General features: G+C 69.7%; 15 protein-coding genes and 1 tRNA gene. 8 read left to right on the top strand and 8 right to left on the bottom strand.

Features of this window, described 5'->3' with window-relative positions; genetic code table 11:
• Positions 1-98: 98 nt before the first annotated feature.
• A complete protein-coding gene (locus NBY69_RS20000; protein WP_250302392.1) occupies positions 99-1,214 on the bottom strand; it encodes a hypothetical protein in 1,116 nt (371 codons plus the stop codon).
• Positions 1,215-1,293: 79 nt separating this feature from the next.
• Here NBY69_RS20000 and NBY69_RS19995 point away from each other — a divergent pair, with 79 nt between their 5' ends.
• A complete protein-coding gene (locus tag NBY69_RS19995) occupies positions 1,294-1,749 on the top strand; it encodes a MarR family winged helix-turn-helix transcriptional regulator (protein ID WP_250302391.1) in 456 nt (151 codons plus the stop codon).
• 68 nt (positions 1,750-1,817) lie between these two features.
• Here the strand turns inward: NBY69_RS19995 and NBY69_RS19990 are convergent, their stop codons facing one another.
• Positions 1,818-2,165, bottom strand: coding sequence for a helix-turn-helix domain-containing protein (locus tag NBY69_RS19990; protein ID WP_250302390.1), 348 nt, complete (start codon positions 2,163-2,165; stop codon positions 1,818-1,820).
• A gap of 122 nt (positions 2,166-2,287) precedes the next feature.
• Here NBY69_RS19990 and NBY69_RS19985 point away from each other — a divergent pair, with 122 nt between their 5' ends.
• Positions 2,288-2,902: an FMN-dependent NADH-azoreductase gene (locus tag NBY69_RS19985; protein WP_250302389.1), complete on the top strand. Its 615-nt coding sequence runs from the start codon at positions 2,288-2,290 to the stop codon at positions 2,900-2,902.
• 194 nt (positions 2,903-3,096) lie between these two features.
• Here the strand turns inward: NBY69_RS19985 and NBY69_RS19980 are convergent, their stop codons facing one another.
• Positions 3,097-3,552 (bottom strand): tellurite resistance TerB family protein, encoded by a 456-nt coding sequence (locus NBY69_RS19980; RefSeq protein WP_250302388.1) that lies wholly within the window; start codon positions 3,550-3,552, stop codon positions 3,097-3,099.
• Between the two features lie 193 nt (positions 3,553-3,745).
• Positions 3,746-4,321: a TerD family protein gene (locus tag NBY69_RS19975; RefSeq protein ID WP_250302387.1), complete on the bottom strand. Its 576-nt coding sequence runs from the start codon at positions 4,319-4,321 to the stop codon at positions 3,746-3,748.
• A 319-nt stretch (positions 4,322-4,640) separates the two neighbouring features.
• Here NBY69_RS19975 and NBY69_RS19970 point away from each other — a divergent pair, with 319 nt between their 5' ends.
• Together NBY69_RS19970 and NBY69_RS19965 are read left to right on the top strand one after the other, a co-directional pair.
• A complete protein-coding gene (locus tag NBY69_RS19970) occupies positions 4,641-5,060 on the top strand; it encodes a BlaI/MecI/CopY family transcriptional regulator (RefSeq protein ID WP_250302386.1) in 420 nt (139 codons plus the stop codon).
• Positions 5,061-5,063: 3 nt separating this feature from the next.
• Positions 5,064-5,996 carry a M56 family metallopeptidase gene (locus tag NBY69_RS19965; RefSeq protein ID WP_250302385.1) on the top strand — a complete coding sequence of 311 codons (933 nt, stop codon included), beginning with the start codon at positions 5,064-5,066 and terminating at the stop codon, positions 5,994-5,996.
• Between the two features lie 182 nt (positions 5,997-6,178).
• Here NBY69_RS19965 and tatA read toward each other — a convergent pair whose 3' ends face one another.
• Positions 6,179-6,454, bottom strand: a complete 276-nt coding sequence (tatA, locus tag NBY69_RS19960) for a Sec-independent protein translocase subunit TatA (RefSeq protein ID WP_250302384.1) — start codon at positions 6,452-6,454, stop codon at positions 6,179-6,181.
• Between the two features lie 144 nt (positions 6,455-6,598).
• On the opposite strand from tatA, the gene NBY69_RS19955 reads away from it, so the two are divergent.
• Positions 6,599-8,122, top strand: coding sequence for an LCP family protein (locus tag NBY69_RS19955; protein ID WP_250302383.1), 1,524 nt, complete (start codon positions 6,599-6,601; stop codon positions 8,120-8,122).
• Between the two features lie 13 nt (positions 8,123-8,135).
• Here NBY69_RS19955 and mgtA read toward each other — a convergent pair whose 3' ends face one another.
• From mgtA to NBY69_RS19940, 3 genes are all read right to left on the bottom strand, one after another.
• Positions 8,136-10,802, bottom strand: a complete 2,667-nt coding sequence (gene mgtA / locus NBY69_RS19950; protein ID WP_250302382.1) for a magnesium-translocating P-type ATPase — start codon at positions 10,800-10,802, stop codon at positions 8,136-8,138.
• A complete protein-coding gene (locus NBY69_RS19945) occupies positions 10,786-11,148 on the bottom strand; it encodes a metalloregulator ArsR/SmtB family transcription factor (protein ID WP_250302381.1) in 363 nt (120 codons plus the stop codon). Before NBY69_RS19945 ends, mgtA begins: the two co-directional genes overlap by 17 nt.
• Before the next feature lie 152 nt (positions 11,149-11,300).
• Positions 11,301-11,386, bottom strand: a tRNA-Leu gene (locus NBY69_RS19940).
• 317 nt (positions 11,387-11,703) lie between these two features.
• Here NBY69_RS19940 and NBY69_RS19935 point away from each other — a divergent pair.
• The 3 genes from NBY69_RS19935 to NBY69_RS19925 all read left to right on the top strand — a co-directional run bounded on the left by NBY69_RS19935 (position 11,704) and on the right by NBY69_RS19925 (position 14,701).
• Complete coding sequence (locus NBY69_RS19935; protein ID WP_250302380.1) at positions 11,704-12,534, top strand: DUF3662 and FHA domain-containing protein; 831 nt, start codon at positions 11,704-11,706, stop codon at positions 12,532-12,534.
• 10 nt (positions 12,535-12,544) lie between these two features.
• On the top strand, positions 12,545-13,063 hold the full coding sequence (locus NBY69_RS19930) for an FHA domain-containing protein (protein WP_250302379.1): 519 nt from the start codon (positions 12,545-12,547) through the stop codon (positions 13,061-13,063).
• Positions 13,064-13,192: 129 nt separating this feature from the next.
• Positions 13,193-14,701 carry a PP2C family serine/threonine-protein phosphatase gene (locus NBY69_RS19925; protein ID WP_250302378.1) on the top strand — a complete coding sequence of 503 codons (1,509 nt, stop codon included), beginning with the start codon at positions 13,193-13,195 and terminating at the stop codon, positions 14,699-14,701.
• Positions 14,702-14,708 lie beyond the last annotated feature (7 nt).

The following is a 14,708-nucleotide window of genomic DNA, read 5'->3' as shown; positions in this document are numbered from 1 at the left end:
GGGCGTCCGCCCCTGCCGCGCGTACCCGGTCACCGCCGGACCGCGTACCTCTGCGCCCGGGGCACCCCGCCCGCGAACACCACCACGGCCAAGGCGGCTCACACCGCGACCGCTTCCCCCAGCTCTTCCTCTTCCTCGGCTTCGGTCGCGACCTCGGCTTCCTTCGCCGCCACTTCTTCCCGCTGCCCGGCACCACCCGCTCCCGCAGCCGGTCGGACGACCGCCTTCCGCCGACCCGCCTCGGCCAGTCCTGCCGCGCCCGTCACGACCAGACCGGCGAGCAGCCAGAAGACCAGCACCAGCACGTTGCCGCCGAGCCCGTGCCCGCCGAAGTACACATGGCTGCGCACGCCCTCCACGAAGCCCGCACCGTTCCAGAAGGAGTGCAACGCCCCGAAGAAGCCCGGCTGGAGCTCGGGCCGGAAGATCCCGCCGGAGCTGGTGAAGTTGAGCATCACGAACAGCACCATCACGCCGAGCGTCGTCCACCGCTTCAGGAAGGTGTGCAGGCCCACGCCGATGAGCAGAATGCCCGCAGAGTAGATCCATGCCATGGCCCAGAGGCCCCCCAGCCCGTGGTCGACCAAGTGGAACACCGGACCTGCGAAGGCGGTACCGATCGCGCTCACCACCAGAGACATCCCGAAGGCCAGCAGCGCCCTGACACGCAGTGGCAGGACCGCACCGGCTCCGCCGATCACGGCGACCGAGGCGTACGAGCCGATGCTCAGCGCGACCAGCAGGAAGAAGATGCCCTGTCCGGTCGGATCGCCGTTCGCGGTCGGCGCCACGTCGGTCACCTCGAGCGGCTCACCCTGCTCGGCTGCGACCTGCGTGAACACCTTCTCCACCACGGTGGCCGTGGTGTCGGACGCCGCGGACGCGACGACCAGTTCGGGTGCCTTGCCGCTCGGCACGAAGGCGCCGTAGATGTCCTGGTCCTTGAGCTGCTGGACGGCGGAGTCGCGGTCGGCGACCGTACGGACGGTGAGCGCGCCGTCTCCCTTGTCCTGCAACGTCTGCGCGAGGACCTGGGCGCTCGGCCCCGAGCCCACCACGGCGACGCGCAGGTCGTGCGGCTGCGGGGCGTGGAAGGCCCCCAGGTACGCGAGTCCCATCCCGATGCACATCAGCAGCGGTGTGACGAGATGGCCGAGGACATGGCGCAGCGCGGCCCCCGTACTGACGGCTCCGTTCGTGGGGCCTACGGACATCGGACACCTCTCCAGGTAGTTGGCTTTTACAACTCTTAATTGAGTTGTACTATACAACCAATATTCAGGAGGGGAAACCATGACCGGCAAAGATCCGCAGGGACACGATGCGTCCGTCGACACCATCCAGCGCGAACTGACCGCGTTCGCCCGGCGCGCCCGCGCGACGGCCGCCCGCCTCCACCCGGAGCTTCCGCTGGTCTCGTACACCTTGCTGGCGCACATCGACGACAGCCAGGGCTGCCGTGCGACCGACCTCGCGGCCCACTACATGCTCGACAAGTCCACGATCAGCCGACAGCTCGCGGGCCTGGAGAAGCTCGGCCTGGTCGAACGCCGCCCCGCCCCTGACGACCAGCGCGTCCAGGTCCTCCATCCCACCGAGGCGGGCACCAAGATGCTCGCCTCGACCCAGGGAAGCCGACGCGCGGCCGTACGCGACCGCCTGGCCGACTGGAGCGAGGAGGACCTCGATCGCTTCGCGGCCTATCTACTGCGTTACAACTCGGCGGAGTTGAGCCAGGACCTGCCATAGCGCCTACGGCTGAAGCCCCACCGACCCCGACCCACTACCCCGGCCTGCCGCCCCCGGACCGACCTCCCCTAGCAGGGGCCTTTCCCGACCGGCAGATACGCCTCCGACCACTTACCGAGCTCATGAAGAGCGGGCCCGAGCGCCCGGCCCGCCTCCGTCAGCCGGTACGAGACCCGCAGCGGAGGCCCTTCGTCGACCTCGCGCACAAGCAGTCCCGCCACCGCGAGCTCGGTCAGCCGATCGGAGAGCATCCGCTCACTGATCCCCGGGATCGCCCGCCGCAGATCCGCGAAGTACACCGGCTGCTGCATCAGCACGGCCACGATCAGGCCGGTCCAGCGCTTGCCCAGCAGTTCGAAGACGCGCGTGATCGCCCCGCCGACCTGCTGGCACGCCTTCTCACCGTGTTCCGCCATGTCTTCAGAGTACTGAGTGCCGACCCCTCCTCGAAGGGCTGCGGAAAAGTAAGGGACTATGCTATTTATAGGTACGCATGATTTTTAGGACCATGCTTCCCGACGCATCCACGGAGAACCTCATGGCTACCCTTCTGCATATCGACTCCGCCGTCTTTCCGCAGGGTTCCGTGTCCCGAGAGGTCACAGCCGCCTATGTGAACGCCTGGCGCGAGCAGCACCCCGACGGCACGGTCGTCTACCGCGATCTGGCAGCCGACCCGCTGCCGCACCTGGACGCCGCCAGTACGGCCGCAGGCGCCGAGGCCCCGCTCCGCGCCGAGCTCGCCACCGAACTCGCCGAAGCCGACGCCGTACTGATCGGCGCCCCCATGTACAACTTCACGATCCCCTCCACCCTCAAGGCATGGCTCGACCACGTGATCATCGTCGGCCACAACGCGGGCGGCGCGGAGAGCCCGCTGGCCGGCACCCCGTTCACCGTGGTGGCCAGCCGTGGCGGCTCGTACGCGCCCGGCACGCCCCGCGAGGGCTTCGAGTTCGTGCAGAACTACCTGGAGAAGCTGCTGACGGGCATGTTCGGCGCCGAAGTCGACTTCATCGTGCCCGAGTTGACCCTTGCTGCCTCGCAGCCCGCCATGGCCGACCTCATCCCGCTCGCCGAGGCCTCCCGCGCCAAGGCCCTCGATGACGCCGCCTCGAAGGCCAAGGCGCTCGCTTCACGCCTCGCCGCCTGACGGACCGGCCCACGCAACAGGCCGGGAAACGTGAAACCTCCGCGCGGCCTTCGGGCCAGGCGGAGGTTTCACGTGAAACGTAGTGGTCAAATCGCCTCAGGATCAGGCCCGTTGGCGCTTTGACCCGTTGCCCGTTGGCCCGTTGCCTCATTCCGGATTCCGGCCTGCCCGGAAAAGACCGAACCGATCAGGTCCTAGAGGTCGAACTCGGCCGGGGCGATCCCCACGGCGAAGCACGCCTCACGGACCACAGCCCGCTCGGTCGCGTCGAAGTCGCCGTCGGCTCCGCCGATGACGATGCCGATCTGGATCACAGCGCGGGCCTCGGTCGGCTTCTTGCTGACCTTGCCGATGGTCTGCAGGATGCTGACCTTGCCGAAGTCGAAGTCGGCGGTCAGCTTCTGGCAGTAATCGTTGAAGCGCTGCTGAAGGTCGTCAGCGGAGAAGTTCTGCAGCACCTCGTTCGACCCGATGAGGGAAGCGACGCGCTGACGCTCGGAGGCGTCGATGGATCCGTCGGCCGCAGCGACCAGTGCGCACATCGCCATGCTCGCGTCGCGGAACGCCCCGCTCTTGAGGTCGTTCTTCTTGGCATTGAGCTGCGTCTGCATCGTCGACGCCGAGTCCTTGATGCGGTCCCAGAGAGCCATACGAATTACTCCTGTTTTCGGTGCGGTGCGGTGAAGTTGAGTACGGTGCGGTGAAGCCGGGTGGCGAGCGGTGAAGCCGGGTGGCGAGCGGTGGAGTGAGCTGCCGTGGCGCAGCATCTGCTCCGCCAGCAGCACCGACTCCATCAGCGGCGTCGTCGGAACCGCCGGCGGCCTGGCGTCCGGGCCCCCTGGATCAGACGCTGACGCCGAAGTCAGCGGCGATGCCTGCCAGGCCGGAGGCGTAACCCTGGCCCACCGCACGGAACTTCCACTCCGCACCGTTGCGGTAGAGCTCGCCGAAGACCATCGCCGTCTCCGTGGAGGCGTCCTCGCTCAGGTCGTATCGGGCGATCTCGGCCCCGCCCGCCTGGTTGATGACGCGGATGAACGCGTTGCGGACCTGACCGAAGCTCTGGCCACGCCCCTCCGCCTCGTGGATCGAGACCGGAAAGACGATCTTGGTGACCTCGGCGGGTACCGCAGCAAGGTTGACCTTGATGGACTCGTCGTCGCCCTCACCTTCACCGGTGAGGTTGTCGCCCGTGTGCTCGACGGACCCGTCCGGGCTGGTCAGGTTGTTGTAGAAGACGAAGTGCCGGTCGGAGACGACCTTCCCGGAGTCGTTGCACAGCAGCGCACTGGCGTCCAGGTCGTAGTCCGCACCCGTCGTCGTACGCACGTCCCAGCCGAGGCCCACCACGACGGCGGTCAGGCCGGGCGCCTCCTTGCTCAGCGAGACGTTTCCGCCCTTGGCGAGGCTCACACCCATGTTGCTTCCCTTCTCGAATCCACAAGCCGGCGATCCACAAGCCGGCGATCCACCAGCCGGTCGAATCCACAAGCCGGCGATCCACAAGCCGGCGATCCACCAGCCGGTCGAATCCACAGGCCGACGAATCCACCCGTCCGGAACCACCGGCATCCGCTGCCGGTTCCGCTACTGGTTCCGGTCCCCGTTCCGATTCCCGGACCAGCATCTGAAATCTACAGCACTGTAGATTTCACGTCGGGAAGGCCGCACTGCCGCTACCCCCGCTGGATACGATGGCCGAACACCCGGCGAGGCACCGAGCGAAGGAGTCCGCGGCATGGGCGGAGAGAAGGACAGCCGGGCCCCCGGCCCGCGTGCCCGCAGACGAGGACAGGGCGAACTCGAGGCCCAGGTCCTGTCCGTGCTCGGTACGGCCCATGAACCCGCCACGGCCGCCTGGGTGCAGGAGCAGCTGGGCGGCGGCCTCGCCTACACCACGGTCATCACCATCCTGACGCGGCTGCACGAGAAGAAGGCCGTCAGGCGAACCAGTACCGGGCGCCCCATCCTCTGGGAGCCGGTGGCCGACGAGTCCGGTCTCACGGCCCTGCGGATGCGGCAGTTGCTCGACAAGCAGGAGAACCGCGGCGCGGTGCTCTCCAGCTTCGTCTCCGCCCTCTCCCTCGACGACGAGCATCTGCTGCGCTCGCTTCTCAACGAGACCTCCGACGCCCCGACGGACGAAGCGGAGAGCTGACCCATGGGCGTGTTCGTCCTCCTGCCCCTGGTTCTGCCGCTGACCGCCCTGCCCATCGCGCGCCTGGCCGAACAGCATCTGCATCCACGGAGCGCCGCCCGGCTGCTCACCCTGGTCGCGGTGATCCTCGCCGCGTGCAGCACGCTCTGTCTGGGACTGCTGATGGTCGTGGGCACCGCCCAACTCCCGGGAAATCCCCTCCCGGACGGCTGGTCCGACCCCGAAGTGCGGGACGCCGTCCCCTGTTTCGAGGTGGTCGGCAAGGCCGCCATCGTGGCCCTCGCCCTGGTAGCGGCCGGCTGCACACTCACCCTGTACCGCCACCTCGGATTCCGGGCCGGGGCCCACCGGACGCTGGCCCTGCTGCCGACCCCGTCCGAGGTCGCGGTCCTGCCCGACGACACCCCGTACGCGTACGCCCTGCCCGGATCGCCCGGCCGGATCGTGATGTCCACCGGCATGGCCTCCTGCCTCACCGAGGAGGAGCGCGGAGTGCTGCTCGCCCATGAGCGCGCGCATCTGACGGGCCACCACCACCGGCTGCTGCTCGCGTCGCGGCTGGCCGGCTGCGCGAATCCGCTGCTGCGACCGCTGCGGGAAGCCGTCGCGTACAGCACCGAGCGGTGGGCCGACGAGGAGGCGGCGCAGGTCACCGGCGACCGGCGGATGACCGCACGCGCCGTCGGCCGAGCGGCGCTCGTCAGCCGCCGGGCCACCGCCCCCGGACTGGCCGCGTTCGCGGGAGCGGGACCGGTCCCGCGCAGGGTGGCGGCCCTGCTGGGACCCCCGCCCGCCACCAGTGGCTGGCCACCGGCCCTGACGACAGCGGGGTTCGCCGCGCTGGTCGCGGCAGCGGGGACGGCCGCGTCGACACTGTCCGCGCTCAATTCGGCCTTCGCGCTGTTCCTCGTACTCGAAGCGGCCACACCACTCTGACGGGCACACAGCTGTACAGCCACACCGCTGCACGCCACACCGCTCCGACGGCACCCGGCCGTCACGGCCACACCGCTCCGACAGCCACTCGGCCGTAACGGCAGCGCCCCGCCGACGACGACACGCCGAGATGCCCGGTCCGGGGAACAGGCTCCCCGGACCGGGCCATCACCCGCCGCTGGTCAGGCGGCGGTGCCGGCGCTCTTCGGTACCTGCTGCTCCGTGGACAGCTTCACGCCGGCCGGTTCCACGGACGGCACAGCCCCTTCCGCCGTCTGGGTGCCGGACGCGGGGCCCGCCGCCGCATCCTCCTTCATCGCCTTGGCCTCGCTCTTGAGGATGCGCATCGACTTGCCCAGCGCGCGGGCCGTGTCGGGCAGTTTCTTCGAGCCGAACATCACCATGACCACGATCGCCACGATGAGCAGGTGCCAGGGCTCCAGTCCGTTGCGGAGCATGTCCACCCCACCCTTCTTCTCGTCGGCCGACGGCACACACCGCCGGATGCATCTTCAGAAAAGCTTGCTACATTGCGCAACTGTACAACCATGGGGTGGGGCCGTTCGTCCCCTCTGTACGGACGGACGAATGAAAGCACGCAGATGAAATCCAGCGACAGGACGACACCCGCCCACGACCGACGGGCTCACGGCGCGAGCCGCGCGCAGAACCGCGGGAAGCGGCGCAAACGCAGCCGGGTACGGCTCGTACTCGCCATAGCCGTGTCCGTGGTGGTGCTCGCCACCGCCGGAGCCGGCTGGCTCTACCTCCGGCTGAGCGGCAACATCAACTCCTTCAGCTCGGACGGAGTCGCCGTGAACCGCCCGGCGGCCTCCACCAAGGGCGAGAACGTGCTGGTCATCGGTTCGGACGCGCGAACCGGCGGGAACAGCGCACTGGGCGGCGGCGACAAGAACGACGTGGGCCGTTCCGACACCGCGTTCCTGCTGCACATCTACGCCGACCACAAGCACGCGCTCGCCGTGTCCATCCCGCGCGACACCCTCGTCACCATCCCGTCGTGCAAACTGCCCAACGGCAGCTGGACCCAGCCGCAGTCCGCCACCATGTTCAACGCGGCGTACTCCGTCGGCCAGACCGCCAAGGGCAACCCGGCCTGCACCCAGAACACCGTGGAGAAGCTGACCGGACTACGGGTCGACCACACCGTCGTCGTCGACTTCGAGGGCTTCTCACGACTCACCGGCGTCGTCGGCGGCGTCCAGGTCTGCCTGCCGCAGGACATCTACCAGCGGGACCTCAACCCGAACCAGACCGCCCGCGGCAAGCTCCTCTTCCACCGCGGCGAGCAGAACGTGTCCGGGCAGCAGGCACTGGACTACGTACGGATCAGGCACGGCATCGGGGACGGCTCGGACATCGGCCGGATCAAACGCCAGCAGGCCTTCGTCTCCGCCCTGCTCAAGAAGGTGAAGGACGACGGCTTCACGCCCACCAAACTGCTGCCGCTCGCCGACGCGGCCACCCACTCGCTGACCGTCGACCCCGGCCTGTCGAGCGCCGACAAGCTGCTCTCCTTCGTGATGTCCATGAAGGGCATCGACCTGCACAACGTCAAGTTCATCACCGTCCCCTGGCGGTACCAGGGCTCCCGCGTCGCCATCGTGGAACCGGACGCCGACGCCCTGTGGTCCACCCTCCGGGAGGACCGGACCCTGGACGGGAAGGACGCGAGCGGCAAGAACGGCGACAAGGCGCCGTCCCCCTCGCCGAGCGCCGAGGGCCCCGTGTCCGGCACCGGCATCGCCGTCGCCGTCCAGAACGGCACCACCGTCACCGGGCTGGCCGGCCGCGCCGCGCAGACCCTGAAGGACCACAGCTTCACCGTGACCGGGACCGGGACGGCGGGCAGCCAGGACCACACCTCGACCGTCATCGACTACGGACCCGGCCAGGAGGCGAAGGCCCGGACCGTGGCCCGGCTCTTCGCCGGGGCGGAACTCCAGGAATCCACCGCCCCGGGAATCACCGTGACCGTGGGCACGTCCTACGCCGCCGACCCCACGGCCACCGCGAGCAGCGCCCCCTCATCGGTCCCCTCGTCCGTGGCCTCCGGCGCCAGATCCGGCGACGACGGCCCGTGCAGCGACCTGTCCTACGGATGACAGCGGACGGCCGTCACCACGGCCTCGTACAACGGCTGTCGTAGCGGCGCCGAGCCGCCGCGAGCCCCACCGCGTACAGACCGAGGACCACCAGGAGCAGCGGATAGGAGAAGCCCGGCAGCGCCGCCATCCCCAGCAGTGGGCCGAGCGGCGAGACCGGGAGCAGCAGACCGACAGCGGCCAGCGCGCCCGCCGCCCAGCGGACCGGACTGGTCCGGCCGTCCTCGGCGGCGCGGCGGCCCGTACGCAGCAGGAGCATCACCAGCGACTGGGTCAGCAGGTTCTCCACGAACCAGCCCGAGTGGAAAACCGTTTCGCTGTCCGGGCCCCCGGGGCCGTGCACGGCGTACGCCAGCACCGCGAACGTCGCCAGGTCCGCAACCGCGTTCAGCGCGCCGAAACCCGTGATGAACCGCAGGAAGTCGGGCGCCCGCAGCGCGGACGGGCGCTTCAGCACGCCGACTGACGGGCGGTCGTACGCGAACGCGAGCTGCGCCGCGTCGAAGCACAGATTCTGCACCAGCACCTGCACCGGAAGCATCGGGAGGAACGGCAGCAGCAGCCCCGCCCCGAGCATCGCGATGACGTTGCCGAGGTTCGACGAGAGCGTGATGCGCAGATACGTCGCGATGTTGCCACTGCTGTGCCGCCCGGCCGCGAGCGCGTGCTCGACGGCCGACAGGTCCTTCGCGTGTTCGGTGAGCACCACGTCCGCGCCCTCCCGCGCCACGTCCACGGCGTCGCGCGGGCAGATCCCGACATCCGCCGCGTACAGCGCGGGCAGGTCGTTGACGCCGTCCCCGAGGAAGCCGCACACACGCCCGTCCGCCCGCAGCGCACGGACGACCCGGGCCTTGTGCTCCGGGGTGCAGCGCGCGAAGACGACCGTGTGGCGCCCCGCGTCGACCAGTTCCGCGTCGGTGAGCGCGTCGATGTCCCGCGCGGTGAGGACCTTCCCCGGGTCTAGGCCCAGGTCCTGGCAGACGCGGGCCGCCGTCCCCGGATGATCCCCCGTGACGACCTTCACGGCGACGCCCGTCCCGGCCAGCGCGGACAGCGCGGCGGCGGCACTGGGCACCAGCGCGTCCCGCAGGGTGACGAACCCCCGGAAGGTCAGACCGCGCTCGTCGGCCACGGTGTACGCCCGCTTGCGCGCCGGTCGCTCTGCGGTCGCGACAGCCAGCAGCCGCGCACCGTCCCGCGCGAGAACGGCGGCGGAGGCCAGCAGCCGCTCCCGTTCGGCGTCGTCGAGCGCACACCGCTCCAGTACGTTCTCGACGGCCCCCTTCACCACCAGGGTGTCGACCCCCAGCCGGCCGGGACCGCGGACGACGGCGGTCGCGATCCGCCGCACCGGATCGAAGGGCAGGGCGGCGATGCCGTCGTACGGCAGGAACTCCTCACCGTCCGACGCGTCCAGCAGCGCCTCGTCGAGCACCTCGGGCGCCGGGAGATCGGCCAGCTGAAGCGCCCACCAGGCATTGACCGCCGCCCAGTGCAGCACCTCGCGGTCGTCCCGGCCCTCCGCGTCCAACGCCCGGTCGACCCGGGGCAGATCCTGGGTGAGGGTGCCCGTCTTGTCCAGGCACAGCACCTCCAGGGCGCCCAGATCGTGCAGCGCGGGCAGCCGCTTGACGATCACCCCGTGCTGCCGGGCGAGGAGAGAAGCGCCACGTGCCAGACAGCTGGTGACGATCACCGGCAGCATCTCCGGCGTCAGCCCGACCGCCACCGCGACCGCGAACGGCAGCGTCTCCAGGCCGCGCCCGCGCAGCGCCGCGTTCGCCATCAGCACCAGCGGCGGAGTCAGCAGCATGAACCGGATGAGGATCCACGAAATACCCTGCACCGACCGGTCGAAGGAGCTCGGCCCGCGCGGCCCGACAGCCCCCTGCCCGGCCGCGAACCGGGTACGCGCCCCGGTCGCCACCACCACGGCGCTGCCGCTGCCCGACGCGATGCTGCTGCCCTGGAAGCAGAGCTGCGCCTGCTCGAACGCATCGCCCCCCGGCGTCTCCGGCACATCGACGGCGTACTTGGCGACCGCGGCGGACTCCCCGGTCAGCACCGCCTGGTTCACGCTCATCCCGACGGCCCGCAGCAGCCGCACATCGGCGGGCACGAGATCCCCCGGACCGAGACGTATCACGTCTCCCGGCACCAGTTGATCGACCGGAACCTCACGGGCCACCGGAGCCGCGTCGTCGCCGGTCCGCCGCAGCACGGTGGCCGTGGTGGCCACCAGCTCCCGCAGCGCCGCCATCGACCGGTCGGCACGGTGCTCGCCCGTGGAGCGCAGCACACAGCTCACCACGGCCAGCGCCGTGATCACCGACGCGGTGCCCCACGAGGCGACGAGCGCCGACACCAGCCCGAGACAGAGCAGTACAGCGGTGAAGGGGTCCCGCACACTGCGCAGGAAACGCACGGCCCACGGAACGGAGCGCCGGGCGGGCAGGGTGTTCTCGCCGCACTCCCGCAGCCGCGCGTCCGCGACCGCATCCGTCAGACCCCGCGGCCCGCTGTCGAGCGCCCGCAGCACCTGGAGCGAGGTCAGCGCACCCAGTTCCCGCCCCGCGTCGACCGCCGTCGGCGCATCCCCGGGCGCCGGTACGGCCCAAGGACCGGAGACCGCGGGACCGGGCTCCGGGGCCGTGGCGGCCTCAGGTGCCTGTCCCACGGAGGTGATCCACCCGGGAGGTGCCTCCCCCGGCGCGCGCCGACAGCTGGCCGACCATCAGCCGCACCACCGTCACGACCTCGGGATCGTCGACGAAGTACACCTGCCGCCGCCCCTCCCGCCGGGAACGCACCAGACCGGCCAGTTTCAGCTTCGTCAGATGCTGGCTCACCGCGGGCAGCGCACCGCCCACCCGTTCCGCCAGCCCGGTCACGTCACTCTCGCCCTGCGCCAGCGCCCACACGATGTGCAGCCGGGCCGACGAGGCCAGCAGACCGAAAGCGGCGGCTGCCTCCGCGAGCACCTCGGCGGAAGGATCCTCGAACCTGTCGACGCCTGCCGCCACTACGCCTTCCCCAACCGCCTGGACCGTGTTCCGAACCGCACCAGTCTAGGCCGGAACCTCCTGGAGCCTCGGACCGTGTATCCCCGCCAACGAGAAACGGGCCCCCGACAGCGATTTTCATCACTGCCGGGAACCCGTTCATCGGTTTCCGATGGTGCGCGAGGGGGGATTTGAACCCCCACGTCCCTAAGGACACTGGCACCTGAAGCCAGCGCGTCTGCCGTTCCGCCACTCGCGCAAGTGGTGTATCCGAGACCCGCACCGGCTGGTGCGTTTCCCTGGCGACATCCGGAAGATTAGCACGCTGGACAGGGTGGATTCACATCCGTTCCGCAGGGGAGGCGACCGGCACCCACCTCGTGGAACGAGGGGCCTTCACACCCACTCCTCCTACGTGAACCATGCGTGCGGGACACTGGGAGAGGAGCCACCTCTACGATCCGTGTGAGAGGTGACACTCGTCCACAGGCCGGACAAGGGGAACCAGCCGTTTTCCCCACGCGTGGATACGATCAGTAAGCAGTACCAGGACGGCAACGACGGAGGAGGTGCCTCATGGGAGTCATGAAGAAGTTCGAGCAACGTCTCGAAGGTCTGGTCAACGGCACCTTCGCGAAGGTGTTCAAGTCCGAGGTCCAGCCCGTCGAGATCGCCGGCGCGCTCCAGCGCGAATGCGACAACAACGCAACGATCTGGAACCGCGAACGGACGGTCGTACCCAACGACTTCATCGTCGAACTGAGCACACCGGACTACGAGCGCCTCAGCCCGTACTCGGGTCAGCTCGGCGACGAACTGTCCGGGCTCGTCCGCGACTACGCGAAGCAGCAGCGGTACGCCTTCATGGGCCCCATCAAGGTCCACCTGGAGAAGGCCGACGACCTCGACACCGGCCTCTACCGCGTCCGCAGCCGCACCCTCGCCTCCAGCACCAACCAGCAGAGCGCCGACCGCGGTCCCGCGGCGCCCCCGGCCCCCCAGCGCCCCGGCGCAGGCGGCTACGGCTACCCGCCCTCGGCCGCCCCGCCCATGCCGGCCACACCGCCGCCCGGAGCCAATCGCCCCGCGGGCCGGACACCCTCGCCGGGCCCCATGCCGAGCACCCAGACCCGGCGCTGGATCGAGGTCAACGGCACCCGCCACCAGATCTCGCGCGCCACTCTGGTCCTCGGCCGCAGCACCGAAGCCGACGTGCGGATCGACGACCCCGGCGTATCCCGCCGGCACTGCGAGATCCGCGCCGGTTCCCCCTCGACGATCCAGGATCTCGGTTCCACCAACGGCATCGTGGTAGACGGACAGCACACCACCCGCGCTACGCTCCGCGACGGCTCGCGGATCGTCGTGGGCAATTCCACCATCGTTTACCGGCAAGCCGAAGGGTGAAGCGGGGGCAATGTCAGAGCTGACCCTGACGGTCATGCGGCTAGGTTTCCTAGCTGTTCTGTGGCTGTTCGTGATCGTGGCCGTCCAGGTCATCCGCAGCGATCTGTTCGGAACGCGTGTCACACAACGCGGCTCACGCCGCAACACCGACACACGACCCCAGCAGACCGCGCGGCAGGCCACCGCGCCTCCGCAACAGCGCCAGCAGCCGGCCACCGGCCGCCAGCGCCGGGGCGCACCCACCAAACTCGTCGTATCCGAGGGCAGCCTCACCGGCACCACGGTCGCCCTGCAGGGCCAGACCGTGACGCTGGGCCGGGCACATGATTCAACAATCGTGCTGGACGACGACTACGCGTCCAGCAGGCATGCCAGGATCTACCCCGACCGTGACGGCCAGTGGATCGTCGAGGATCTCGGGTCCACCAACGGCACGTATCTCGACCGGACCCGGCTGACCACCCCGACACCGATCCCGCTGGGCGCACCGATCCGCATCGGCAAGACCGTCATCGAGCTGCGGAAGTAGTACGACAATGAGCGAGCGGAGCGAGCGAGCCGCAGCGGTCCCGGCAACGGGCCGGGGCGTGCTCCCGACCGGAGGGTGGGCAGTGTGGCTCGAGACCGGTTGTACCCGGAGCCGACGGGCGAGGTGCGCATGAGTCTGTCCCTGCGCTTCGCCGCCGGTTCGCACAAGGGCATGATCCGCGAGGGAAACGAGGACTCCGGCTACGCCGGCCCCCGGCTCCTCGCCATCGCCGACGGAATGGGCGGCCAGGCCGCCGGTGAGGTCGCGAGCTCCGAGGTCATCTCCACGCTCGTCACGCTCGACGACGACGTCCCCGGTTCGGACATCCTCACCTCGCTCGGCACCGCCGTGCAGCGGGCCAACGACCAGCTCCGCATGATGGTCGAGGAGGACCCCCAGCTCGAAGGCATGGGCACCACGCTCACCGCCCTCCTCTGGACCGGTCAGCGGCTCGGCCTCGTCCACGTCGGGGACTCCCGCGCCTACCTGCTGCGCGACGGCGTCCTCACGCAGATCACCCAGGACCACACCTGGGTGCAGCGCCTCGTCGACGAAGGCCGCATCACCGAGGAAGAAGCCACCACCCACCCGCAGCGCTCCCTGCTGATGCGCGCGCTGGGCAGCGGCGAACACGTCGAACCCGACCTCTCCATCCGTGAGGTCAGGGCCGGCGACCGCTACATGATCTGCTCCGACGGGCTCTCCGGCGTCGTCTCCCACCAGACGATGGAAGACACCCTCGCCAGCTACCAGGGCCCCGCGGAGACGATCCAGGAGCTGATTCAGCTCGCCCTGCGCGGCGGCGGTCCCGACAACATCACCTGCATCGTCGCCGACGTCCTCGACGTCGACTCCAACGACTCCCTGGCGCAGCAGCTCAACGACACCCCGGTCGTCGTCGGCGCGGTCGCCGAGAACCAGGCGGCCCAGCACGACGGCGGGGCCATGCAGACCCCCGCCGGGCGCGCGTCCGGCCTCGGCCGTCAGGCGTCCCCGCCGCCCGCGCCCGGCGGCTTCGGCCCGCCCGGAAGCGGCGACGGATACGGCGCGGCCCCCGACGGCAGCTTCGGCTCCTACAGCGACGAGGACTTCACCAAGCCGTCCGGCGGCCGTAAGTGGCTCAAGCGCTCGCTGTACACCGTGCTCGTCCTCGCGGTCGTCGGCGGCGGCCTGTACGGCGGCTACCGCTGGACCCAGAACCAGTACTACGTCGGCTCCAACAACGAGCACGTCGCGCTCTACCAGGGCATCAGCCAGGACCTCGCCTGGATCTCGCTCTCGAAGGTCGAGAAGGACCACCCCGAGATCGAACTCAAGTACCTCCCGCCGTACCAGCGCAAGCAGGTCGACGCGACCATCACCGCAGGCAGCCTCAGCCAGGCGAACCGCAAGATCACGGAACTCGCCGACCAGGCCAACGCCTGCAAGAAGGACGCGGAACGCCGCAAGGTCGAGGACGAGAACAAGACCACCAGCGCGCCGGGTACCCGCACCACACACAGCGCGACCACCGTCGGGTCCCCCAAGACCAAGACCGTGACGCCTTCGCCCAACGCCAAGCCCAGCGACAAACCCACGCCCGGCCCCAGCCTCTCGGAGGATGAACAGAAGCTGGTCCCGTTGTGCGGTAAGCAGTAGAGCCGTA

This window comes from Streptomyces sp. A 4/2, from assembly GCF_940670765.1.
Classification (GTDB): Bacteria; Actinomycetota; Actinomycetes; order Streptomycetales; family Streptomycetaceae; genus Streptomyces.
This window is presented reverse-complemented; position numbering and strand designations above follow the sequence as displayed.

Bases quoted from the DNA above. Each gene is read 5' to 3' on its own strand.
- NBY69_RS20000 (WP_250302392.1), bottom strand. From the start codon at position 1,214: ATGTCCGTAGGCCCCACGAACGGAGCCGTCAGTACGGGGGCCGCGCTG.
- NBY69_RS19995 (WP_250302391.1), top strand. From the start codon at position 1,294: ATGACCGGCAAAGATCCGCAGGGACACGATGCGTCCGTCGACACCATC.
- NBY69_RS19990 (WP_250302390.1), bottom strand. From the start codon at position 2,165: ATGGCGGAACACGGTGAGAAGGCGTGCCAGCAGGTCGGCGGGGCGATC.
- NBY69_RS19985 (WP_250302389.1), top strand. From the start codon at position 2,288: ATGGCTACCCTTCTGCATATCGACTCCGCCGTCTTTCCGCAGGGTTCC.
- NBY69_RS19980 (WP_250302388.1), bottom strand. From the start codon at position 3,552: ATGGCTCTCTGGGACCGCATCAAGGACTCGGCGTCGACGATGCAGACG.
- NBY69_RS19975 (WP_250302387.1), bottom strand. From the start codon at position 4,321: ATGGGTGTGAGCCTCGCCAAGGGCGGAAACGTCTCGCTGAGCAAGGAG.
- NBY69_RS19970 (WP_250302386.1), top strand. From the start codon at position 4,641: ATGGGCGGAGAGAAGGACAGCCGGGCCCCCGGCCCGCGTGCCCGCAGA.
- NBY69_RS19965 (WP_250302385.1), top strand. From the start codon at position 5,064: ATGGGCGTGTTCGTCCTCCTGCCCCTGGTTCTGCCGCTGACCGCCCTG.
- tatA (WP_250302384.1), bottom strand. From the start codon at position 6,454: ATGCTCCGCAACGGACTGGAGCCCTGGCACCTGCTCATCGTGGCGATC.
- NBY69_RS19955 (WP_250302383.1), top strand. From the start codon at position 6,599: ATGAAATCCAGCGACAGGACGACACCCGCCCACGACCGACGGGCTCAC.
- NBY69_RS19935 (WP_250302380.1), top strand. From the start codon at position 11,704: ATGGGAGTCATGAAGAAGTTCGAGCAACGTCTCGAAGGTCTGGTCAAC.
- NBY69_RS19930 (WP_250302379.1), top strand. From the start codon at position 12,545: ATGTCAGAGCTGACCCTGACGGTCATGCGGCTAGGTTTCCTAGCTGTT.
- NBY69_RS19925 (WP_250302378.1), top strand. From the start codon at position 13,193: ATGAGTCTGTCCCTGCGCTTCGCCGCCGGTTCGCACAAGGGCATGATC.